The sequence below is a fragment of the Vibrio pectenicida genome (genome assembly GCA_024347015.1).
In the GTDB taxonomy this organism is placed as follows: domain Bacteria; phylum Pseudomonadota; class Gammaproteobacteria; order Enterobacterales; family Vibrionaceae; genus Vibrio; species Vibrio pectenicida.
In genome coordinates this window covers 1,493,319-1,513,038 of record AP024889.1, presented here as the reverse complement: position 1 = coordinate 1,513,038, position 19,720 = coordinate 1,493,319, and the positions used below count along the sequence as shown (strand labels likewise).

Below are 19,720 nucleotides of genomic sequence, written 5' to 3'. Positions count from 1 at the left end.
ACTAAAAAAGCTCTAAAATGACTCGCTTATCTTCTACTACTTCCCCATTTAACCTTCAATTTGGCACTTCACTCTTACATTTAAGGTATGATTTCGATCATTTTTCTGATTTCATCAATGATCTTGGTAGGGTTCTTCCACAAAATAAAATGTCCTTCACCTTCAACTTTGACCAATTTCTTTAAATTGCCAGTTAAATGCCGCATGGCAAACTCTGAGTTGTCTGGGTCGGCAATAGTGTCTTCGTCACCATGGATCAAAGTCACTGGTATGTTGTCTAAACTTTGCCAATCTTTAGCACTCAATAGTGCTAATTCATCGGCAAGCGACATCATTTCTCCATTAGACATCGACCAGTTGTGGTTCAGAAACAAGCTCACTAACCAGGTATCAGCGAGTATGTTGTACCACTTTGGTGTTTCTAATTCTGGATCAAACGCAGGTGCAACAAACACCAAACCACTGACTGACTGAGGCATTTGAAGGGCTAACGACAATGCTATTGGTCCACCAAGAGAATGACCAATCACAATATTCATTTTGTCTTTGGCAAGCAATGGTTGAAGAAGTGTTGATTGCTGGCTAATTTTCGCTTCAAGGTGATTAGGCGATTGACCGTAGCCAATTCGATCAACAGACACTAATTGAGCATGCTGCAACAGCCAAGAGTCTGCCAAATAGTCCTGATACCCTTCCTTACTGCCCGGTGAGCCATGGATAAAAATCAAACGATAATCACTCGATGGATTACCGAGTTCAAGATAAGCAATACCCTCATCGGTATAGTGAGTTTTCGTATCTAATTCTGAAGCCAGTGAAGATTTAATAGACAACCCAGCCAGAAAACTCACAATAGTCGCGCAAACCACCTGTTTTCTCACACTTTGTTTCCTTATGTTGCTTTTATTCTTGCCATTCAACACGCACAAATGTGTCGATAATGATGAGACCGGAGCTTAAGCGTAATACATTCAAACTAATCTAAAAAATACTGAATTAGAATGCGCGTTTTTATCGTCTTTACTATTGTTTTCCTCACTGCCTGTGTCACCACCTTAAATGCTCCTACTGTTGATTCAAACCAACGGCTTAAAGCCGATGCTAGAATTGCACTTGGTATGCGTTACCTGCAACAAAAAAATACGGTCAAAGCCAAGAAAAACCTTCAAATGGCACTTGAGCATGCGCCCAAGTACTATCGCTCGCAACTCGCGATGGCACATTACCTAGAAACCGTTTTAGAATTTGAACAAGCGCAAAAGATGTATGAGAATGCCCAGCGAAGTGAGCCCAACAATGGGAAAACTCTGAACGATTACGGCAGTTTCCTCTGCAAACGGTCAAGGTATCAGCTTGCTCAAAAACAGTTTGCCAAGGCTGTTACTCAGCCCGATTATTATCGCATTGCCGATTCTTACGAAAACGCAGCTTTATGCTGGTTAAAAGAGGGCAAGCCTTCACAGGCAATTGTCAATTTACGCCTAGCCATGGCACATGATCCAAATCGGCCACAAACCCTGTTAAACTTAGCCCAATTAGAAATAGAGCGCGGCCATTTTGATGCGGCGCTTGCTCATATTAACCAGTTTGAGCATAGATTTGGTCAACACCCTCTTTCGCTCACACTTTTAGCCGACATAGAAAAGAAAAAATTGCCGCTAAAAACACAGCCGAAATAGCTCCCTATTGTTTTTTTCGTTGCTGTAAGGGCGTTTTACGACGTTTCCTCACTTGCGAAGATCGTTGAATTTTTAAGTACTCATTGCGAACAATAAAAGCAAAACCAATAAGCCCCATAAGAAAAAGTGCTGCAAATAGTACGAGCAATGCGTCACAGAACCACTCAGGATCACATGGCAGATAAATTTCGATTTCCATGAGCCTAGTATCCTCTTTATCGTGTGCACTGACACCAATGCATTATTGATCAGAATAGCTTTATAAACGCACTTAAGCCGCTATGATTCACGCCTAGTTCAAATCACTTATCTGCTGCACTATCATAAATAATCGAGCATCGAGTTCAAGTTGGTGATAATCCGGCTCCATATGGCAGCAAAGCTGATAAAACGCCTTGTTGTGTTTCTTTTCTTTTAAATGGGCTAACTCATGCACAACCAACATCCTTAACAGCGGCTCGGGCGCGTTTTTAAAAACGCTGGCAATTTTGATTTCATTGTTGGATTTTATTTTTCCGCCGTGCACTTTCGCCACATACGTGTGCAAACCTAACGCATTGTTGATCACGTGTATTTTATTATCGTAGGTTACTTTTCTAAGCGGCACCGTTTTCTTCATATAGCGATTTTTAATCGCCATTGTGTACTCAAATAACGCTTTCTCACTTTTGATATGGTGATTATCTGGATAGCGTTTTTTAAACCAAGTTAGCAAACGCTTAGCCTCAAACATCTGCGTCACTGGGGCAATAATATGCTCTGGGTAGCCTTGTATATACCGAAGCGCAGGATCCATTTCTTATACTCATTTTGCCCATTAATCACCAAATTCTACTGGATTCAAGCTTGCCATTCATCCCCTTTTGATTACACTCAGCAGTTAATCAATTAGTAGGAACACCTCATGAAACGACTTGTCCTATATGTCGCAGACAAGTGCCTTCACTGTAAAGATGCACAACGATACTTGGACTCTAAAGGCCTGAAGTACCGCCTTACAAATGCGAAAATGCAGCGCGGCCGTAAAGAACTTGATGCGATTGGCGCTCGCTCTCTTCCCGTGATTAAGATTGGTGACCGTTATATGATTGGCTGGAACCAGAGTAATTTTGAGAAGATGTATCGAGGTTAATGTCCTAAGCCTGTTTTGCTGAGTTGGTGTTATTTGGGGTAAATGTGGCGTGGAACACTTTATCCAGTTGAGCAGAGCTGATGGGCTTTGTTATCACTTCGGCGCAGCCTTCTGAGATCATTCGCTGGCGCGTTTGTTCAAATGCGTCAGCAGTACAGCCGATGATGATAGGCGAATCGTCCAAAGCAAGATCTGTAATGGCTTTAGTCGCTTCAACTCCGTCCATTTCTGGCATATGGTTATCCATTAGCACACAGTCAAAGTGACGTTGCTGAACTCGCTCAACGGCTAGCTGGCCATTTTCAACTACTTCATATTCAAATCCTTTGTTGGCGAGAAACTTGCCTAATACTAATGCATTTACGCGAGTATCTTCAGCAATAAGCGCGCTTAAACCCGTTCCATCAAATTCAGATACGACTTTGTCTTGAACTTCCCCATTCTTCATTTCAGTTAAGATCACGGGTAAAGCTATAGTAAACTGACTTCCTTCACCTAGTACGCTAGTAAGCTCAATGGTCCCCTTCATCTCTTTTACCAAATCTCGCGTGATTGAAAGCCCCAGCCCTGTACCACCAAATCGCCTGGTGGTATCGGCTTCAGCTTGTGAAAAAGGGTCAAAAATAGTTGAATGTTTATCTTCGCTAATACCAATCCCCGTATCTGAAATTCGTATCGTCAACTTACCTTGATTATCTTTCTCAAGCAGTTCAATTGACAAACCAATAGAGCCTTCACTGGTAAATTTAACCGCATTACTTAACAGGTTTTGCAAAATTTGCGATATACGCGTTTCATCTGCTTTAAGTTCTTTTTGGCAGGGCTGAAAATATTCGCAAGTAAACTCAAGCTGTTTGTCGGTACATAATGGCTGATACAACCTTTCTAATCGGTCCACTAAATCTTTGAGCTGAAAGTCAGCCAGTTCTAGCTCAAACTTGCCTGCTTCGATCTTTGAAAAATCTAGAATATCATTCAACACATTGAGCATATGTTGACCAGACCCAACTAAAGTATCAGCATAATCTTGCTGCTCAGTATTTAAAGACGTATTACTCAGCAGCTCACCTACACCTAAAATACCATTCATAGGTGTTCTCAATTCATGGCTCATTGCAGCAAGGAATTGTGACTTTGCTATGTTTGCCGCCTGAGCTTCAACTGCTTTGATTTTTAAAGAAGATTCTAATTCTACACGTTGAGTAATATCTCGCTCTACTGCCATAAATCCTTCAATTTCACCATCTGTTGCATATATTGGTGTTAAGGCAATTTCAATCCAATATGCTTGGCCATTTTTAGTGTAATTAAGTAACTCAAAAAAACCTGATGCTCTGCGATCTATGGCTTCACGTATTTTACGAGTAGTTTCTTTGTCCGTATCTTCACCTTGCAACATTTTACTTGGTTTCTTACCCATCACTTCAGCTTGTGAATAACCCGTTAAGCGTTCAAAGGCACCATTAACCCAAGTGATTTTGGTGTCTAAATCAGTAAAGACCACAGCATCTCGCATGTATTTAACCACTCTTGCTAATTGCGCCGATTCCGCTTCCTTCACTTTAAGCTCTTCAGATTGCTGGTATAATTGATGTTCTGATTCTGCCAGAGCTCTAAAAGGTGAAACTAACACCTGTCTGCCAAAGATAAACATCACGAATAACGAGATGCTTGTCGCAATGGCCATCCCTAGCAAAAGACTTTGAATGAGATTTGATTCAGCATTGCTCACTAGTTTAGGAGAGACAGAATAAAGCAGAGAGAGCTCCGTACCCTCAATCGGAAACATATCCACCTGCCAAGTATTGGGTGGCTCCATGTTCCAATCAAACCGGTCTTGAGCAATACCAAACCAATGCATCTGATCGGTGCCAAGGCTTTCAAAGAAATTACTTTCATCGAGTGGTGTTACGTACGTGCCCAACCCTTCTGCATAACCATTATATAAAATAGGCGAAGTCAGTAGTAAAAAATTGCGTCCATTAGTTTTAAAAAATGAGTACGAAACGCCTTTCATTAATGCTTCCGTTTCAACACCAGATATTACATATTCATCAACTACTTTAGGCAATGTTCTTTCTTGGTAAATTACCCCACCAGAAAAATCATAAATATTAATATAAGAGCTTGCACCTGTTCCTTTTAACTGCGTTAATTGGTCAGTAAAAGCGTCTGCGCTCGAAATGCCCTCTAACGTTCCTCCTTTAATAACTGAATGTGATGTTACTCTATCTAGCCGTTGTTCATGGAGCTTAAAAAATTCAAATACGTAGCGTTCTATTGCGACAAACTTCACTTTCAAACTTTCAGTGATAATAATTTGGGCCGTCTCGCGCGCTTGGTGTTGAACGAATGCAAAACTGGCAAGCATAAACACACAGGCACCGACAATGAGAAACACACTGAATAGGTGCATTCCGTTTCTCTTATCAAACCTGAACATAGTGTGAAATAACCTTAAGATTAAATAGATTTAGGTAAAAGTTTGACAGCATCTTTAGCATCGTACATAGCCATACAATAGTCATCACTGCCTAACGCCTCATGAGCGTCAAAGTTATCTTCACTAAAAGGGGAGAAAGGCTTTTGGTATTTTTTAACCAAACCTTGAGTTGGTTCGCTGATAGATTCCAATGCCGCTTTTATCGCCGTTCTATTGGCTTCGGGATCTTGGGTTAACTTTATGTTGTTTGTCGCTGTGATTAATACGCTAGCAATATCATATCCATGAATAAAACCAGCAGGTGCCTTAATGTTTGTGTCCTCAAAATAGGCAGGGAACATTGCCTTTGCTTTTGCAAATACCGCTTGGTTAAAGCTATTACTTTCTGAACTGTAGAAATTAAAACAAGATTGAATAAAACGCAGCTTGGCCTTTTCCCTTATTTCATAAGATACATTTTGCGCAAACTGTCCACCTGTGATGCCCCAATGGCTGTATATTGGTAGTTCAATGTTAATCTCTGAGACACTCTCTACAATGAGCTTGCCTTCACGGCTATTCGCCACCAACAATACACAATCTCCACCACTCGATTGCGCTTCCCTGACTAATATACGTGCATCAACATCTTTGATGCCCCAGTTAAACCAACTAGTTTTGACTTTATCCTGGAGTGACTCTGGTAAGGCAGCCATCATAGCTTTGTGATTAGATTTACCCCAACCTGTATTTTCCAGCAATAAATGCGGTTGTTTACAGTCTTGCGCTAACGCGTAGTTAACTAGTATTTTACCCACTTTAGAATCATCAACAGATAATCTAAATACGTAGTTGTCTTCAGCCACGGGATAACGTGTAATTGGTGTGCCTGCTGCCCATGGAACTAAAGTCAATATTTTAGACTTGTTAATATACTCTCGATATTTAATTAGTGGTGGTGAATGCAGACCTGCAACATAGACGAGCCCTTGACTGTCTTCCAAAAAACGTTGCATATTTTTTTTGCTTCTCAACACATTACCTCTATGGTCAGTGGTAACAAATTCTACTGGAAGCCCTGCAATTTGATCGCCATGCTGAGAAAAAGCGACTTTAATACCATGCTCTATCGACAAAGCCGACTCTAAATGCCCCGTTCTGTCTGCGTCAAGGTAGATCCTCATCACATCTGGTTTAGTTGCCTGCGCAACTGATGTAGATAACACGAAAAATAGCGTCCAAAACAGTCTAGCCATAGTTTACATCCATGTTTATTAGAATTTGCTTCTATATCTAGACTAGGAAAGTACAGCCATTTTTCCAGTAATTTATTGACTTTCAACTATAAAAATTAGCCGATTTACAGCCCAAATCTCGACCTCATTTAGGCATATTGTTTAACAAATTCAATAAAAGTCCTATCGGCAATTGATAAATAGCCATTTCTTCGCCAAGCAAGCGAAAGCCGAATAAAAACTGGGGTGTCAAAAGGTATAGCAACAACATCAGTCTCATTATCTGTAACAAGTTTTAGTAGCGCGGTAATTGCAAATTCATGTTTTACAACACTCAGAATTAATGGCAGTAAATTGGTTTCAAATGAAAACTTTATATCTCGTTTGTGAAGCCGAGCTTTGTCTTCCAAAAAGTCACGATGAAAATAACCCGGTTTGAACATAACCAACTCATGATCAAAGAACTCTTCAAAACTTATTACTTTTCGATTCGCAATACCATGCTCTGATCCAACAACAGCCACCATTTCCTCTTCAGATAAGTAATCCGTCTCAAGATCTTCTGGTACATTCTGTCCATCAATAACACCGATATCTAATTCACCTTCAAGCAACATTTGTCGAATGGAGCGAGTACCGGCGTCAACCAGAGTAATTTTAAGGTTGGGGTAATGTGTTTTAAAAGCCATTAGCACTTGAGGAAAAAAGTAAGAGCCCATCATACTTGGTGCTCCAAGTCTTACTTCTCCTTTCTCAAGACCTTTTAATTCATTGATAGCCAACTTCGCATCATCAATTTGCTGCAACACGCGCTTGGCATGTTGGTACAATACCCTGCCTTCATTAGTTAACGACACATGGCGATCGTCTCTACGAAACAGCTCTACTCCCAACTGCTGTTCGAATTTCTTTATTGACATACTAAGAGCTGGTTGAGCAATATGGAGCTCTCTTGCTGCCTGTGTAAAATGCTTCAATTCAGCCACTGCCACAAAATGCTTTAAATGTCTGGTATCCACTACAATCTCATAAATAAAATTTATCAATATAATATAGTTAATATATTATATTAATCATGTTTTGAGTGATATTTTGATCACAATACTGGTTGTTTTTAGTGAGGCAGTTAATTAAATGATTGAGCTTAGAACTAATGAATATCGGCGGGTCATCTTCACTCTTGCTCTTGGTTCTTTTGTTGTTTTCTGTAACCTCTACCTATTCCAACCCATGCTTCCTTATATGGCTGCGCATTTCGCGGTAACAGAAACTCAAATAAACTGGCTCTTTGCCGCCACAACACTGGTGCTTTCATTCAGTTTGGTTCCTTGGGCAGTAGTATCTGAAACCATTGGACGCAAGCAAGTCATGGTCTTAGGGTTGTTCGCTATGCCTATCATCTCAATTGGTATGTTGTGGTCCCCTTCTTTAATCAATCTAATCGTGATGAGAGCAATGATGGGAATCGCGATTGCGGCATTTGCTTCAGTAGCTGTTGCTTATATGGCTGAAGAGCTGTCTCCAAAAGCTTTTAATCAAGCCATTGGAGGTTATATTGCAGCAAATTCATTAGGCGGGATCAGTGGCCGAGTTATTGGTGGAACGCTTACAGATGCCTTTGGCTGGGAGCAAGCGGTGATCGCCATGGCAATAATCACCTGCTTTGGCGCGCTGATTGTTATTACTATGTTGCCCAAACAAAGCCATTTTTTACCTCAACGTGGTATGTTGCGGTTTCACAATCGTGCAGTGATCAAACACTTTAAAAATAAAACCATCATGTTGGCAATGTTGATTGGTGGGGTTAACTTCGCACTATTTGTTAACCTTTTTTCAGTGATGGGGTTTCGTTTGGTAGAGGCTCCACACTCACTTCCCATTGGACTTGCTTCACTGATTTTCTTTTGTTACTTACCTGGAACGATCAGCTCCAAGTTGACTTCTATTTGGAATCGTCATTACCAGCCCATTTTGGGGATAGTTGTAGCTACATCAATAAGTTTGATTGGAATGCTAATCGCCTATATAGATCGTATGCCTTGGATGGTTCTGGGGCTATGCTTAATCAGCTTTGGAGCTTTTTTTACCCATACACTCGCTTACGCTTGGGTGAGCCAAAAATCTATTAATGCCAAAGCCACTGCCACCGCTCTGTATCTCGTTCACTACTATGTTGGCGGTAGTCTAGGAGGCTTTTTACTTATCTTCTGCTGGCAGCACGGCGGATGGCTCTTTGTCATGAGTGGAGGTTTTATACTTTATCTAATCATTTTTGTTCTTTGCTATCAACTCAAACAAGATTCAATAGATGGCACTAAATTAACCAAATTTAATCGCTTACAGCAATGAATCGATTCTGCTATCCTTGGCTACCAAAGAAAAAATATCAGCAATAAATACAAATAATATGATTGTTCAACAAGTCAACCAATGGCTCAATGACGTAGTCATTGGTCTTAACCTATGCCCATTTGCAGCAAAGCCAAAGCGCAATAATCTGATCAAAATATTCGTCAGTAATGCAGAAAATGAGCACGCTCTATTAGAAGACATACTCAATCAGCTATTGGAGTTAGAACAAAAGCCAGCTGAAGAATTAGAAACAACACTTGTTGTTGTGCCTAAGATGCTTAATGACTTTGATGAATATAATTTGTTTATTGATTGGGTTGAAGCACTGATACGACAGCAAAATTGGCAAGGTATATTCCAATTGGCCACCTTCCATCCAGAGTATTGTTTCGCAGGCACAGCTCCGCAAGATGCTGAGAATCTAACCAATCGCTCACCTTACCCAGTTTTTCATTTGATTCGAGAAGACAGTATGGAAAAAGTGCTCAAGCACTACCCAAACCCTGAGTCTATTCCAGATACAAACATAGAAAGAGTGGAAAACCTATCTCACAAAGAACTGGTTAAGTTATTCCCGTATTTGTTTAAGTAAAATAGAAAAGACCACAGCGAAAGCGAGTGTTACTGAAGAAGATTAAACTAATGTCTTTTAATTTAGCTGGTTACCGTTATAACGCGATCGCGTCCCTGTTTCTTCGCTTCATACAAAGCGGTATCAGCACGGTCTATTAGATGCTCAAGAACAGTTCTTTTGCACTCTAAGTCCTTTCGTTTGCCAAAATCAAAGTGGCAAACACCAATAGATATAGTAATTGGGTCTCTATCTAAAACCACTTCTGATACAGATTCACGCAGCTTTTCAAATATTTTTTCGCGCTCATCAACACCACGCTCAGGCAGCCAAACCACAAACTCTTCTCCACCAAAGCGAGCGATAAAATCCATATTTCCAAGCCTTGACTTCAGCGCTTGAGCGGTTTTTTTAAGCACATCGTCGCCTACCTGATGACCATACTTGTCATTGACCTTCTTAAAGTGATCAATATCTAATACGGCTATTGATCCTTTACCCTCTGCTAAAAGCATTCGTTCAATATCCGAATCAATGGTCTTAAACATACAACGGCGATTTGCAACACCTGTGAGAGCATCATGAAAAGCTTGATATTCCAGTTGACTATTAAGCTCTCGCAAGCGATCTTCTTGTTTGCGTCGAATCAACTCTACTTCAATCCAAGAAGCCATTAACTTCAATGCATCAATGTCTATATCTTCAAAAGATCTCGAACGAGGCCTTGCGGACGAATAATTAAGCGTACCAAAGACCTCATCATCAATAAATATTGGTACGCCGATATATGACTCAAGTCCAAAAGCTTCGTAGGCAGGATGTTTGGCGTATTTATCATTTTTTCCCATATGCTCAATAGCCACTGGACCGAACGAGCTACAAGTGATTTGACAATAGGTTGAACGGTAATCAAATACGTCCCCGGGATTTAATTCCACTTCCTCCGGAGTAATACAATACAGCACAGTATAAACATCTTTCTCTACACGTGACAAAATACCAATATCAAGGTTGAAGCGCTCTAAACCCAGCATAATCAGTTGAGTGATTTGTATGTCAAAGCCTTTCTGATAATCATTAGTGATCTGATATAAACGACGTATCACTGTTTCGCTTGTTGCAACCATCTCATTTCCTATTCAGATGTCATTAGACACATAAAAAATATTAATGTCATTATCAATAGATTAGCATATGTCTATAATCTTCGAGGGCTCATGCGCTATTTATTTTGTTGCTGTAATAGAACCTAGACATTGGCTTTGGTAGTATAGGGCAACTATTATCGAATTCTGGTTTTATTCATGTTCTTATCTAAGCTCACTCAAGAAGTTTTCGACCACCTTTACCGCGATATTACCGAGTTTCGCACCACGTTTGATTTGCCCGTTGCTGATCCTGAAACGTTAGATACTAAAGCCGACACATTGCATACCTCTTTAGCAATAGAAGAACTGACAGAGCTTGCTGAAGCAGATAATAAAACTGAACAGGCCGATGCCATTGTCGATAGCGTATATGTGCTAATGGGCCGTTTGGTACACTTGGGTGATCAAACGCTAGAATCAAATCTCTCTATTACCTATCTCATCGACTTACTATTGAATGTTGCAGTAAACAGAGGTATTGACTTTATATCATGTTGGGATGAAGTACATTCAAGTAATATGAGTAAAGTATGCCGTAGTGAACAACAGTATACAGATACAGAAGCCCATTACGCCAAACAAGGCATCAAGCTCATGGCTGTCCAGAAAGGTGGTTACATTATTGCAAAATGTGCTGAAGACTTTATCTCTGAAGCGAAAACCATACGCCAAGGTAAGGTACTTAAATCTGTTTACTATCGTCCCGCAGATCTCTCTCCTATTATAGGATAAACAGCTTTTTAACCACCTTAGTTTCATCATTACAAGATATCTCTGAGGTGGCCAAAGCCACATTTTTAACCTAGTTAAAAATCAACACAGGCTGCTCATTGACCTGAACTTTTTCAACACTGGTTTTAAATACCCGAGACAATTCTTCAGCAACGCAGACCTTTTTTACTGAACCATAGGACTGCATCACCCCATTATCTAACAGCAAAGCATTATCAGCATATTTGAGTGTTCGGTTCAAATCATGATTGGACATAATCACCGAAATTCCCATATCTGCTACCTTACGAATTAACCGATATAAAAAGACTTCTTGTCCTATATCTAATGACGCGGCGGGCTCATCTAAAATAAGCAGTTGAGCGTTAGGGTTGAGCGATGGCCAAATCTGCAAACATATCGCGCACAGCCTCACCCTTTGCCATTCTCCACCAGACAATTGGTGTATTGAACGATGAAGTTTATCTGCAATTTCAAGCAGCTCTGTTAACTCTTTCAATGCTTGCTCTGCGTCAGCGGTTAATTTCTGCTGCGGGAGAGACAACGATAAGTAAAAAAAAACATCGAGATTAAACGCAGGCTGATCGCTTTGGCTTAAAAATGCTCGATTCATTGCCAATACTTCAAGTGAACTTGCACCTACATTTAAATCATCAATTATCACATCACCTTCAAAATCTAGCAAGCCAGCAACAGATGTCAGTAAAGTGCTTTTCCCACTTCCATTTGGTCCTATTACATGCAGTACTTCACCCCTATCAAGACTAAAAGACAGCGGTAGTAATCGTGAGCCTAAAGATAAGTTATCAACGCGAATCATGATGTTTTATTAGCATCCAAATAAAAATTGGAGCTCCTATACTAGTAGTTACCACACCCAGTGGAAGCTCTGCTGAGTCTAATGTGATTCGGGCGATAATATCTGCGCACACAACTAAAGTAGCTCCCATTAACGCAGATACAGGTAATAGGTAACGATTTCCTGCCCCCAAAGTTAACCTAACTATATGTGGAACAATTAAACCGACAAAGCCAATCACCCCACCTAATGCAACGGCACCACCAACTAAAATAGAAACGGCAACAATCAGTTTCCATCGAATTGAATTCACATCCACACCAAGCTGCTTGGCATGCTGTTCACCCATCATTAGTTTATCGAGCACTCGACCTTTTAAACATATCCAAGCCAAAACTGGTAACAAAAACAAAGTGAGCACATGATGATACCAACTAGAACCACCAATACCGCCCATTAGCCAATACATGAGTTGTCTCAAACTCAAGTCATCACTAAAATAAAATGCCCACGTCACAATAGCCCCAGTGAGGATACCCAAAGTAAAACCCACTAATAGTAAACGAGTCGTAGTCAGTTTCATCATTGTCGCTACACAAACTAAAATCAGAGTAAATAGCAAAGCGCCAATAATGGCAGCAACCATAAAACCAACAGGTGTGGCCCATGTCGGCCACAAAAATAAAAGCATTACCATGACAACGCTAGCACCACCTGACACCCCCAGTACTCCAGGTTCAGCAAGGACATTGCCCAGTAACACCTGCAGCACTCCCCCTGAAACCGCCAGTGCACTACCAATGACCATTGCAGCAAATAATCTAGGTAGCCTTAATTCAATAACAAGTTTTTTTTGGATCTCCGTCAATTGGGCAAACGGTGAAATAAAAATATCACCGACCATGAGATGAAGCGCTGAAACAAAAATAAGAATGGAGCAGATCGCCAAAACATAGCGCTTCCAGCGGATATGTTGGCGATCAAGTAGTTGACTTAAATACATTCGGTTCGAGCTTTATAAGCTAGTATGGCTGAGTATATACAATAATCGCTCAACAATACCTTGAAGCGGCATAAATAGAAAGCATCTGTTGGATAGATGTATTAATCGTAGACGAGTTGATCGGCTTCAAAACGTATTTTAACTGGGCATACCATAAGCGCTGCTCTCTGACCAATTGCTACATCTCGATTTGGAAAAACAATCGCTTCACCTTCATTTTTTGCCATCAATGGCTTATCACCATCATGGCCAAAAACTTCACCATGCTTAAACGCCGTGAAATTCGCCACGTCATCGTCAAAGAGAAAATCAAAATCATCATTAAGTCGAACGATAGTGCGACTTACACGATACATTACCGGGAGACGCGGTAGATGTTCTGATTCACTCGAAGCAATCAAATCTCTCGTTGCCAACTCAAATGCAGCAAGTTTATCGAGAGCATTTTCTCCAATTTTAGCAACTTTACCTAGCTCTACAGTAAGCGCCTGTGCCGCATAATTCTCGGCACTATACCAGCTAAATGTACTAGACGGCGCATTAGAAAACATCATCGCATCTAGATGAGCACTTGCTGAAAAATCCATCAATTCTTTACTTCGAACAGGATGACGTGTTTTGGGGCTAACCCCAAATGTATAATGTTGCGAAGAACGAATCGCGCAGTGTAAGTCTAAATGCCAACGTTTATCTTGCGGTGTATTGTAATAAAAAGAGCTAACAACACGTTTAAGGTTCTGCGCAATAACTAATTCTTTTGTTGGCTGATATTCTTTTTCGTCAAATAAACGATTTAAGTTCATTTCAATAAAACGGGTATGAGCATTTGTCGATTCAGGATGAGCAATAATAAATAACAAACGCTCTTTTACGGGCTGAAATCCTGTTTGGATATCTAAAATGACTTTATCAATTAGCTCCATAGGTGCAGTTTCATTACCATGGATACCTGAGGAAAAGATAATATGTTTGCTGTTCCCATCCAATTTAGACGGAATGATTTCCAAAATTCCACGCTCATGAAGCTTAAATAGGGTCCCATTAGCAACGGTCATTTCACCGGCTAACATAGGTTGTTCTATATCTAGGCTGTCAAAAAGAAAAGATTGGCGAAAGAGGGTTTTCGTCATGCGCTACTCCTTTATTGCACAGCGAGCATGTTAATAAATTGTGTAATTAAAGTATGTTGACATGATCTCAGTTATTAAAGAGAACAGTCATGTTTATCTATAAAATTTAGCTTTAACACTCTAAACGAACTAGGTATAGAAAAACTCACTGTCCATACATAATTTTTTCAATTTAGGTAGCAAACTAGCTTATTGTCAATCATATCATATTTCTAGTGAATTGAACTTTGAACATAACAAGATTGAGAATATTAATTTGAAGGCAACTCAAGTTATCTAAACTTCGCTTAAACAACGAAAAGATGACGCTTTTATCATTATGATAATCAAATTGACAGAAAACATAAGTCATTATTCAATTTTTTGCTATCTTATTAATTGGATACAAGTTAGTAACGTTGTAACCTGTTGAAATATATAATACGACTAATTTGATGGCACGAAGGCTGCTTTAAATCTAGGGCAAAGTTTGATAGAGCATGGAGGTTTGTATGTTTGCCAATCAAAGATCTAAGAAACAGAAACACCCTAAATCCACTCCGAAAACGCTTAAACGCGTTCCGTTTTCACTCACATAGCGACTGTCGTATTCAAAGGCCTCGATGGTCGAGGCCTAACAAAACTCGCAACCTCAAAGATGGATCACAGATTTTTATAACTTGATAGTAGATTCTCTACCCATCTATGATGGTTATTGAGGACATGGTCATTGTCTGAAAAAAACGAGCGTGCAATTATGATTGCCGGAGCAACAGGCTTAATCGGTACCGAGCTTGTAAAACAGATGCTAGAAGCGCAACCTATCACACATTTATACGCATTGAGTCGTAGCTCTATACCCTTTTTTCATCCAAAGCTCGAAGTCATAAAAGATTCCCAACTACAAGTGAAAAACTGGCAAGCTGAAAAGTCTTCGCCAAAATACGGCTTCATCTGCCTTGGCACGACTATCAAGCAAGCTGGATCTAAGCAAGAACTAGAGCGCGTTGACTATCACTTAGTCTGTGAAGTAGCTCAAACGATGAAACTTTTAGGTGTCACACATATTGCTATCGCTTCAAGTTATGGCGCTTCTACTCATGCCCTTTCTCATTATTTACGATGTAAGGGAAAAATGGAGATGGCGATAGAACGTATGGGTTTTGAACATATCACGTTTGTTAGACCTGGACCTCTTGTGGGTTTAAGAGATACACCACGTAAAGATGAAGCAGTGGTTCAACTGGTGCTTAAATCCGTCCGTCCATTGATGCTTGGTAAGCTGGCCAAACTTATCCCCATTCAAGCGAGCGAAGTGGCAAAAGCAATGCAGTACAGCCTGTTCTCTGACTCTAAATATAGAATCCGAACGTTAGATAGTATTCAAATGAGAAATTTAATCAACCAATACCAATAGACGAGTTATTATTTAACTCTGTGACGAATGTCCAATTCTAACCGCCTAATAACTAATGGTTATATTTTATATCCAATTTTCATTTCATTGCTACTTGGCAAATCATTATCGTTCATTACAGAATCACATGCTGTCATAAAATTTTTTAATATAGGTTATCTGCTATGTCACTCATATCTATCGCTTCTTTGGCGATATTTTTCGCAATTTTGTTTTTTATTATGCGGCAACAAAACAAAGAAAACAGTTTGTCTCGGTTGGTTCTCCTCGGCTTAGTTTCAGGGAGTACCTTTGGACTTATAATGCAACTAGTGTTTCACCAAAATTCTCAGGTTATCAATGAAACGCTTGAATGGATAAATATTGTTGGTAGCGGGTATGTTAGCCTACTGAAGATGGTAGTCATGCCTCTAGTTTTAGTTTCGATGATTTCTGCTGTCGTGAAATTAGAAAAAGGAGGCTCACTGGGTAAAATCTCCGGCTTAACCATATCAATATTATTGGCGACAACCGCAATATCTGCGCTAGTCGGTATCATGATTACTCAAGCCTTTGGTCTAACTGCACAAGGCCTAGTAGAAGGTACTAGAGAAACAGCCCGTATTGCAATTCTAGAAAATAGGGTTGGAGCCGTCAGCGAGCTAACTATTCCACAGATGCTAGTCAGCTTCATCCCGACCAATCCATTTGCAGATCTCACAGGGGCACGTTCAACATCAATTATTGCCGTGGTAATTTTCGGCGTCCTCACTGGTATTGCAGCCCGTAAAGTAATGATGGAAAAACAAGAGCTAGAACGACCGATAAGCATATTTGTCGATGCTACTCAATCTATCATCATGCGTCTTGTTAAAATGATTATGGCCTTAACACCTTATGGTATCGCTGCACTGATGGCAAAAGTCGTCGCAACCTCTAGTGCCAATGATATTCTTAACCTACTCGGTTTTATCATTGCTTCTTATGTCGCTATCGCTCTTATGTTTGTTGTGCATGGTATTCTGGTTTCCTTTGTCGGCGTCAGCCCCAAGAGCTACTTTCAAAAAATTTGGCCAGTCCTTACGTTTGCGTTTACTTCTAGAAGCTCTGCGGCAACAATCCCACTCAGCGTAGAAGCTCAAATCAATAAACTGAACGTTCCACCAGCGATTGCTAACCTATCGGCATCATTTGGTGCAACAATTGGTCAAAACGGTTGTGCGGGTATCTACCCTGCCATGCTTGCTGTAATGGTCGCACCATCTGTAGGTATTGACCCTACAGATATTCATTTTATCTTATCTCTAGTCTCGATAATCGTTGTGAGTTCATTCGGTATCGCTGGCGTTGGTGGAGGCGCAACTTTCGCAGCACTAATCGTGTTGCCAGCAATGGGCCTTCCAGTCACTATAGCTGCATTGCTCATTTCGATTGAGCCTTTAATTGATATGGCTCGAACCGCCCTGAATGTCTCAGGTGCAATAACAGCAGGCACTATTACCAGCCGACTACTAATTGGTAAGGGATTGCCTGACGAAAAGCTAGAAACACAAAAAGCTTAAGGTGAATTTAGCCATTTCTGAGCCTCGAACCTAACTTTCGAGGACTTTGTTTTCAAGATTATATATGGCTTGTTTACCCTAGATACAATGCTGATTGTTCAAATTTGGCCTATCCTCGATTATAGAACCTTTACTTCGCCCTTAACGATACTGTGTATTATGCTCCGAACGCTTTTTGTAACAGCATTAGTATTACTGTCCTTTGTCTCGAGAGCTGGTCTGCCATTGTATGACCCGTGGGGAGAACTCAAGTTTATGACCGAAGAATACCCTCCCCTAAACTTTATCGATGCTAATGGGAATTTAACAGGGCTGTCTGTTGAAGTTTTATTGGGTACAGCCAAACATGCCAAGTCGGGGCTCAGCCGCGAAGATATCCTCGTATTACCTTGGGCTAGAGCTTATAAAGCCACACTTAAAAGAAAAGGCAGAGTGCTATTTGCTACATCTAGAAAGCCTGAACGAGAGAGTTTGTTTTTGTGGGTAGGTCCTATATCCGAAGGCACTCCTTCTTTCCTGATTGCCAGAAAGACCAGTAATATTAACATTATTTCAAGTAAGGATTTAATGAAATATCGCATCGGTGTAATAAGGGGAGATAGCTTAGAAAAACGTGTCGAGAAATTAAAAATCCCAAGCGAAAATATCATACGCTCACACGACCCAGAGCTACTTGCTCAGCAACTTATCAAAGGTCGTATCGATTTGTGGGCAACAAACTGGACAGGAGCTAAAACTCTGTTAGAAGAACTTAATGTATCTACGACGTTAATAGAACCAGTATATAAATTCAAATTCAATGACAACTACTTCGCGGTAAACAAAACCACACCAATAGAGATCGTCAACAAGATGCAAGCCGCGCTAGATGCCTTTAAGAAAACCCCAGAATATAAATTGCTAGTTGAAAAGTTTAAGTAACCCACCCTTTTTTCAATAGTGAAAAGTAAAGTACGAGTGCTTCCCCCATAACTTTAATCAGCCATACATTAAGAAAACAGCGGCCTTAGCTGACCAACTGATATACAATACTCGTGGTGAAGAATCACAAATATAGAGCAACAAGCGAATGAGCAATAAAGAACAACCTACATTCTTCTTCTTCGATTATGAGACCTGGGGAACGAGTCCAGCCCTCGATAGGCCATGTCAGTTCGCAGGCGTACGCACTGATATGGACTTTAATATTATTGGTGAACCTCTAGTTATCTATTGTCAACCACCTTCTGATTACCTCCCTTCGCCAGAAGCAGCTTTAATCACTGGGATTACCCCACAAACTGCGGTTAACCATGGCCTAACTGAACCAGAATTTATTGCTCAGATCCACCAACAATTTTCTGTACCAAATACCACCAGTTTGGGCTATAACAATATACGCTTTGACGATGAAGTCACACGCTATACCTGTTACCGCAACTTTATTGATCCTTACGCTTGGAGTTGGCAAAATGGTAACTCACGTTGGGATTTACTAGACGTTATGCGTGCCTGCCACGCTCTTCGCCCTGAAGGTATTAATTGGCCAGAAAATGAAGAAGGTTTCACTAGCTTTAAGCTGGAGCACCTCTCTGTTGCCAATGGCATAGAACACGCTAACGCGCACGATGCGATGGCCGATGTTATAGCCACAATTGAAATGACGAAAAAGCTTAAAGCGGCTCAGCCTAAGCTGTTTGATTACTTTTTAAGTATGCGCCATAAACGAAAACTCAACGATTTGGTGGATATCGTCAATATGACACCATTGATGCACGTCTCTGGTATGTTGGGCCGCGATTGTCAGTATACTAGCTGGGTTGTACCACTGGCATGGCACCCGACGAATCAAAATGCTGTGATTGTGGTGGATTTGGCCAAAGATCCTCAACCACTTCTTGACCTTGATGTAGAGCAGCTTAATCAACGACTATATACTAAACGCTCTCAACTAGGACCAGACGAGCTTCCTGTACCAATTAAGCTGATACACTTAAATAAATGCCCGATCCTAGCAAAAGCGAAAACACTCACTGCTGAAAATGCGGCAACAATTGGCATCAATCGAGAGCAATGTCTTCAGAATCTCGATATAATTAAACAAAATCCTGAAATACGTGAAAAGCTTGTCTCGCTCTACTCAATAGAACGAGAATATGTCAATAACAAAGATATTGATTCGCAATTATATGACGGTTTTTTCTCACCTGCTGATAGAACCTCAATGAATATTATTAGAGAAACGGATCCAGAAAACCTAGGTTCATTGGACATCTCTTTTCATGACCAACGCATTGCGCCACTTTTATTTCGATACCGAGCAAGAAACTTCCCATCAACATTGAACGATATTGAACAACACCAATGGGCTAATCACTGCCAAGACTATTTTGGCAGTCGTATTCAAGACTATATCCTCAATTTGGAAAACTTAGTTCATGAATATGAAAGTGACGAAAGTAAGGTTGTTATTTTAAAATCAGTCTACAAATACGTTGAGAAGTTAGTCTCTTAAACAGCTTATTACCTGCACCCTAACCAAAGCAGCGCTTATGCAATGACGTCATAACAATAATTTAGTCATGCGAAGTCGGAGAATAC

19 protein-coding genes are annotated in these 19,720 nt (G+C 40.4%); 9 read left to right on the top strand and 10 right to left on the bottom strand.

Going from position 1 to position 19,720, the window contains the following annotated elements; all coding sequences use genetic code 11:
• Nucleotides 1-80 precede the first annotated feature (80 nt).
• Nucleotides 81-881, bottom strand: coding sequence for an alpha/beta fold hydrolase (locus tag OCV27_RS07175; protein ID WP_125323187.1), 801 nt, complete (start codon nt 879-881; stop codon nt 81-83).
• 120 nt (nt 882-1,001) lie between these two features.
• Between OCV27_RS07175 and pilW the strand changes: the two genes are divergently transcribed.
• Nucleotides 1,002-1,679 (top strand): type IV pilus biogenesis/stability protein PilW, encoded by a 678-nt coding sequence (gene pilW / locus OCV27_RS07170; RefSeq protein WP_125323188.1) that lies wholly within the window; start codon nt 1,002-1,004, stop codon nt 1,677-1,679.
• A gap of 4 nt (nt 1,680-1,683) precedes the next feature.
• Here pilW and OCV27_RS07165 read toward each other — a convergent pair whose 3' ends face one another.
• Both OCV27_RS07165 and OCV27_RS07160 read right to left on the bottom strand, forming a co-directional pair.
• A complete protein-coding gene (locus tag OCV27_RS07165; RefSeq protein ID WP_125323189.1) occupies nt 1,684-1,878 on the bottom strand; it encodes a hypothetical protein in 195 nt (64 codons plus the stop codon).
• 93 nt (nt 1,879-1,971) lie between these two features.
• The gene (locus tag OCV27_RS07160; protein WP_125323190.1) at nt 1,972-2,475 is read right to left on the bottom strand and encodes a M48 metallopeptidase family protein; all 504 of its coding nucleotides are present in this window, start codon (nt 2,473-2,475) and stop codon (nt 1,972-1,974) included.
• A gap of 108 nt (nt 2,476-2,583) precedes the next feature.
• On the opposite strand from OCV27_RS07160, the gene OCV27_RS07155 reads away from it, so the two are divergent.
• The gene (locus OCV27_RS07155; RefSeq protein ID WP_125323191.1) at nt 2,584-2,811 is read left to right on the top strand and encodes a glutaredoxin family protein; all 228 of its coding nucleotides are present in this window, start codon (nt 2,584-2,586) and stop codon (nt 2,809-2,811) included.
• 4 nt (nt 2,812-2,815) lie between these two features.
• Here OCV27_RS07155 and OCV27_RS07150 read toward each other — a convergent pair whose 3' ends face one another.
• The 3 genes from OCV27_RS07150 to OCV27_RS07140 form a co-directional block, all read right to left on the bottom strand.
• Complete coding sequence (locus OCV27_RS07150; protein ID WP_245986868.1) at nt 2,816-5,227, bottom strand: PAS domain-containing hybrid sensor histidine kinase/response regulator; 2,412 nt, start codon at nt 5,225-5,227, stop codon at nt 2,816-2,818.
• 47 nt (nt 5,228-5,274) lie between these two features.
• Nucleotides 5,275-6,489 (bottom strand): ABC transporter substrate-binding protein, encoded by a 1,215-nt coding sequence (locus OCV27_RS07145; protein ID WP_125323193.1) that lies wholly within the window; start codon nt 6,487-6,489, stop codon nt 5,275-5,277.
• A gap of 128 nt (nt 6,490-6,617) precedes the next feature.
• A complete protein-coding gene (locus OCV27_RS07140) occupies nt 6,618-7,487 on the bottom strand; it encodes a LysR family transcriptional regulator (RefSeq protein WP_125323194.1) in 870 nt (289 codons plus the stop codon).
• A 115-nt stretch (nt 7,488-7,602) separates the two neighbouring features.
• Between OCV27_RS07140 and OCV27_RS07135 the strand changes: the two genes are divergently transcribed.
• Nucleotides 7,603-8,817 (top strand): MFS transporter, encoded by a 1,215-nt coding sequence (locus tag OCV27_RS07135; protein WP_125323195.1) that lies wholly within the window; start codon nt 7,603-7,605, stop codon nt 8,815-8,817.
• Nucleotides 8,818-8,875: 58 nt separating this feature from the next.
• On the top strand, nt 8,876-9,412 hold the full coding sequence (locus tag OCV27_RS07130; protein ID WP_125323320.1) for a DUF1415 domain-containing protein: 537 nt from the start codon (nt 8,876-8,878) through the stop codon (nt 9,410-9,412).
• 62 nt (nt 9,413-9,474) lie between these two features.
• On the opposite strand, the gene OCV27_RS07125 is transcribed toward OCV27_RS07130, so the two are convergent.
• A complete protein-coding gene (locus tag OCV27_RS07125; RefSeq protein WP_125323315.1) occupies nt 9,475-10,518 on the bottom strand; it encodes a sensor domain-containing diguanylate cyclase in 1,044 nt (347 codons plus the stop codon).
• Between the two features lie 177 nt (nt 10,519-10,695).
• Here OCV27_RS07125 and OCV27_RS07120 point away from each other — a divergent pair, with 177 nt between their 5' ends.
• A complete protein-coding gene (locus OCV27_RS07120; RefSeq protein ID WP_125323316.1) occupies nt 10,696-11,271 on the top strand; it encodes a nucleoside triphosphate pyrophosphohydrolase family protein in 576 nt (191 codons plus the stop codon).
• 70 nt (nt 11,272-11,341) lie between these two features.
• Here the strand turns inward: OCV27_RS07120 and btuD are convergent, their stop codons facing one another.
• The 3 genes from btuD to OCV27_RS07105 all read right to left on the bottom strand — a co-directional run bounded on the left by btuD (nt 11,342) and on the right by OCV27_RS07105 (nt 14,203).
• Nucleotides 11,342-12,091: a vitamin B12 ABC transporter ATP-binding protein BtuD gene (gene btuD / locus OCV27_RS07115; protein ID WP_125323317.1), complete on the bottom strand. Its 750-nt coding sequence runs from the start codon at nt 12,089-12,091 to the stop codon at nt 11,342-11,344.
• On the bottom strand, nt 12,078-13,073 hold the full coding sequence (gene btuC, locus OCV27_RS07110) for a vitamin B12 ABC transporter permease BtuC (RefSeq protein WP_125323318.1): 996 nt from the start codon (nt 13,071-13,073) through the stop codon (nt 12,078-12,080). Before btuC ends, btuD begins: the two co-directional genes overlap by 14 nt.
• Before the next feature lie 101 nt (nt 13,074-13,174).
• Nucleotides 13,175-14,203: a succinylglutamate desuccinylase gene (locus OCV27_RS07105; protein ID WP_125323319.1), complete on the bottom strand. Its 1,029-nt coding sequence runs from the start codon at nt 14,201-14,203 to the stop codon at nt 13,175-13,177.
• A 736-nt stretch (nt 14,204-14,939) separates the two neighbouring features.
• Here OCV27_RS07105 and OCV27_RS07100 point away from each other — a divergent pair.
• The 4 genes from OCV27_RS07100 to sbcB all read left to right on the top strand — a co-directional run bounded on the left by OCV27_RS07100 (nt 14,940) and on the right by sbcB (nt 19,634).
• Nucleotides 14,940-15,599 carry an NAD(P)H-binding protein gene (locus tag OCV27_RS07100; protein WP_420919483.1) on the top strand — a complete coding sequence of 220 codons (660 nt, stop codon included), beginning with the start codon at nt 14,940-14,942 and terminating at the stop codon, nt 15,597-15,599.
• Nucleotides 15,600-15,763: 164 nt separating this feature from the next.
• Nucleotides 15,764-17,140 (top strand): L-cystine transporter, encoded by a 1,377-nt coding sequence (locus OCV27_RS07095; protein WP_337969423.1) that lies wholly within the window; start codon nt 15,764-15,766, stop codon nt 17,138-17,140.
• Between the two features lie 255 nt (nt 17,141-17,395).
• Nucleotides 17,396-18,061, top strand: a complete 666-nt coding sequence (locus tag OCV27_RS07090; RefSeq protein WP_337969422.1) for a substrate-binding periplasmic protein — start codon at nt 17,396-17,398, stop codon at nt 18,059-18,061.
• Between the two features lie 148 nt (nt 18,062-18,209).
• Nucleotides 18,210-19,634: an exodeoxyribonuclease I gene (sbcB, locus tag OCV27_RS07085; RefSeq protein WP_337969421.1), complete on the top strand. Its 1,425-nt coding sequence runs from the start codon at nt 18,210-18,212 to the stop codon at nt 19,632-19,634.
• Nucleotides 19,635-19,720: the final 86 nt, after the last annotated feature.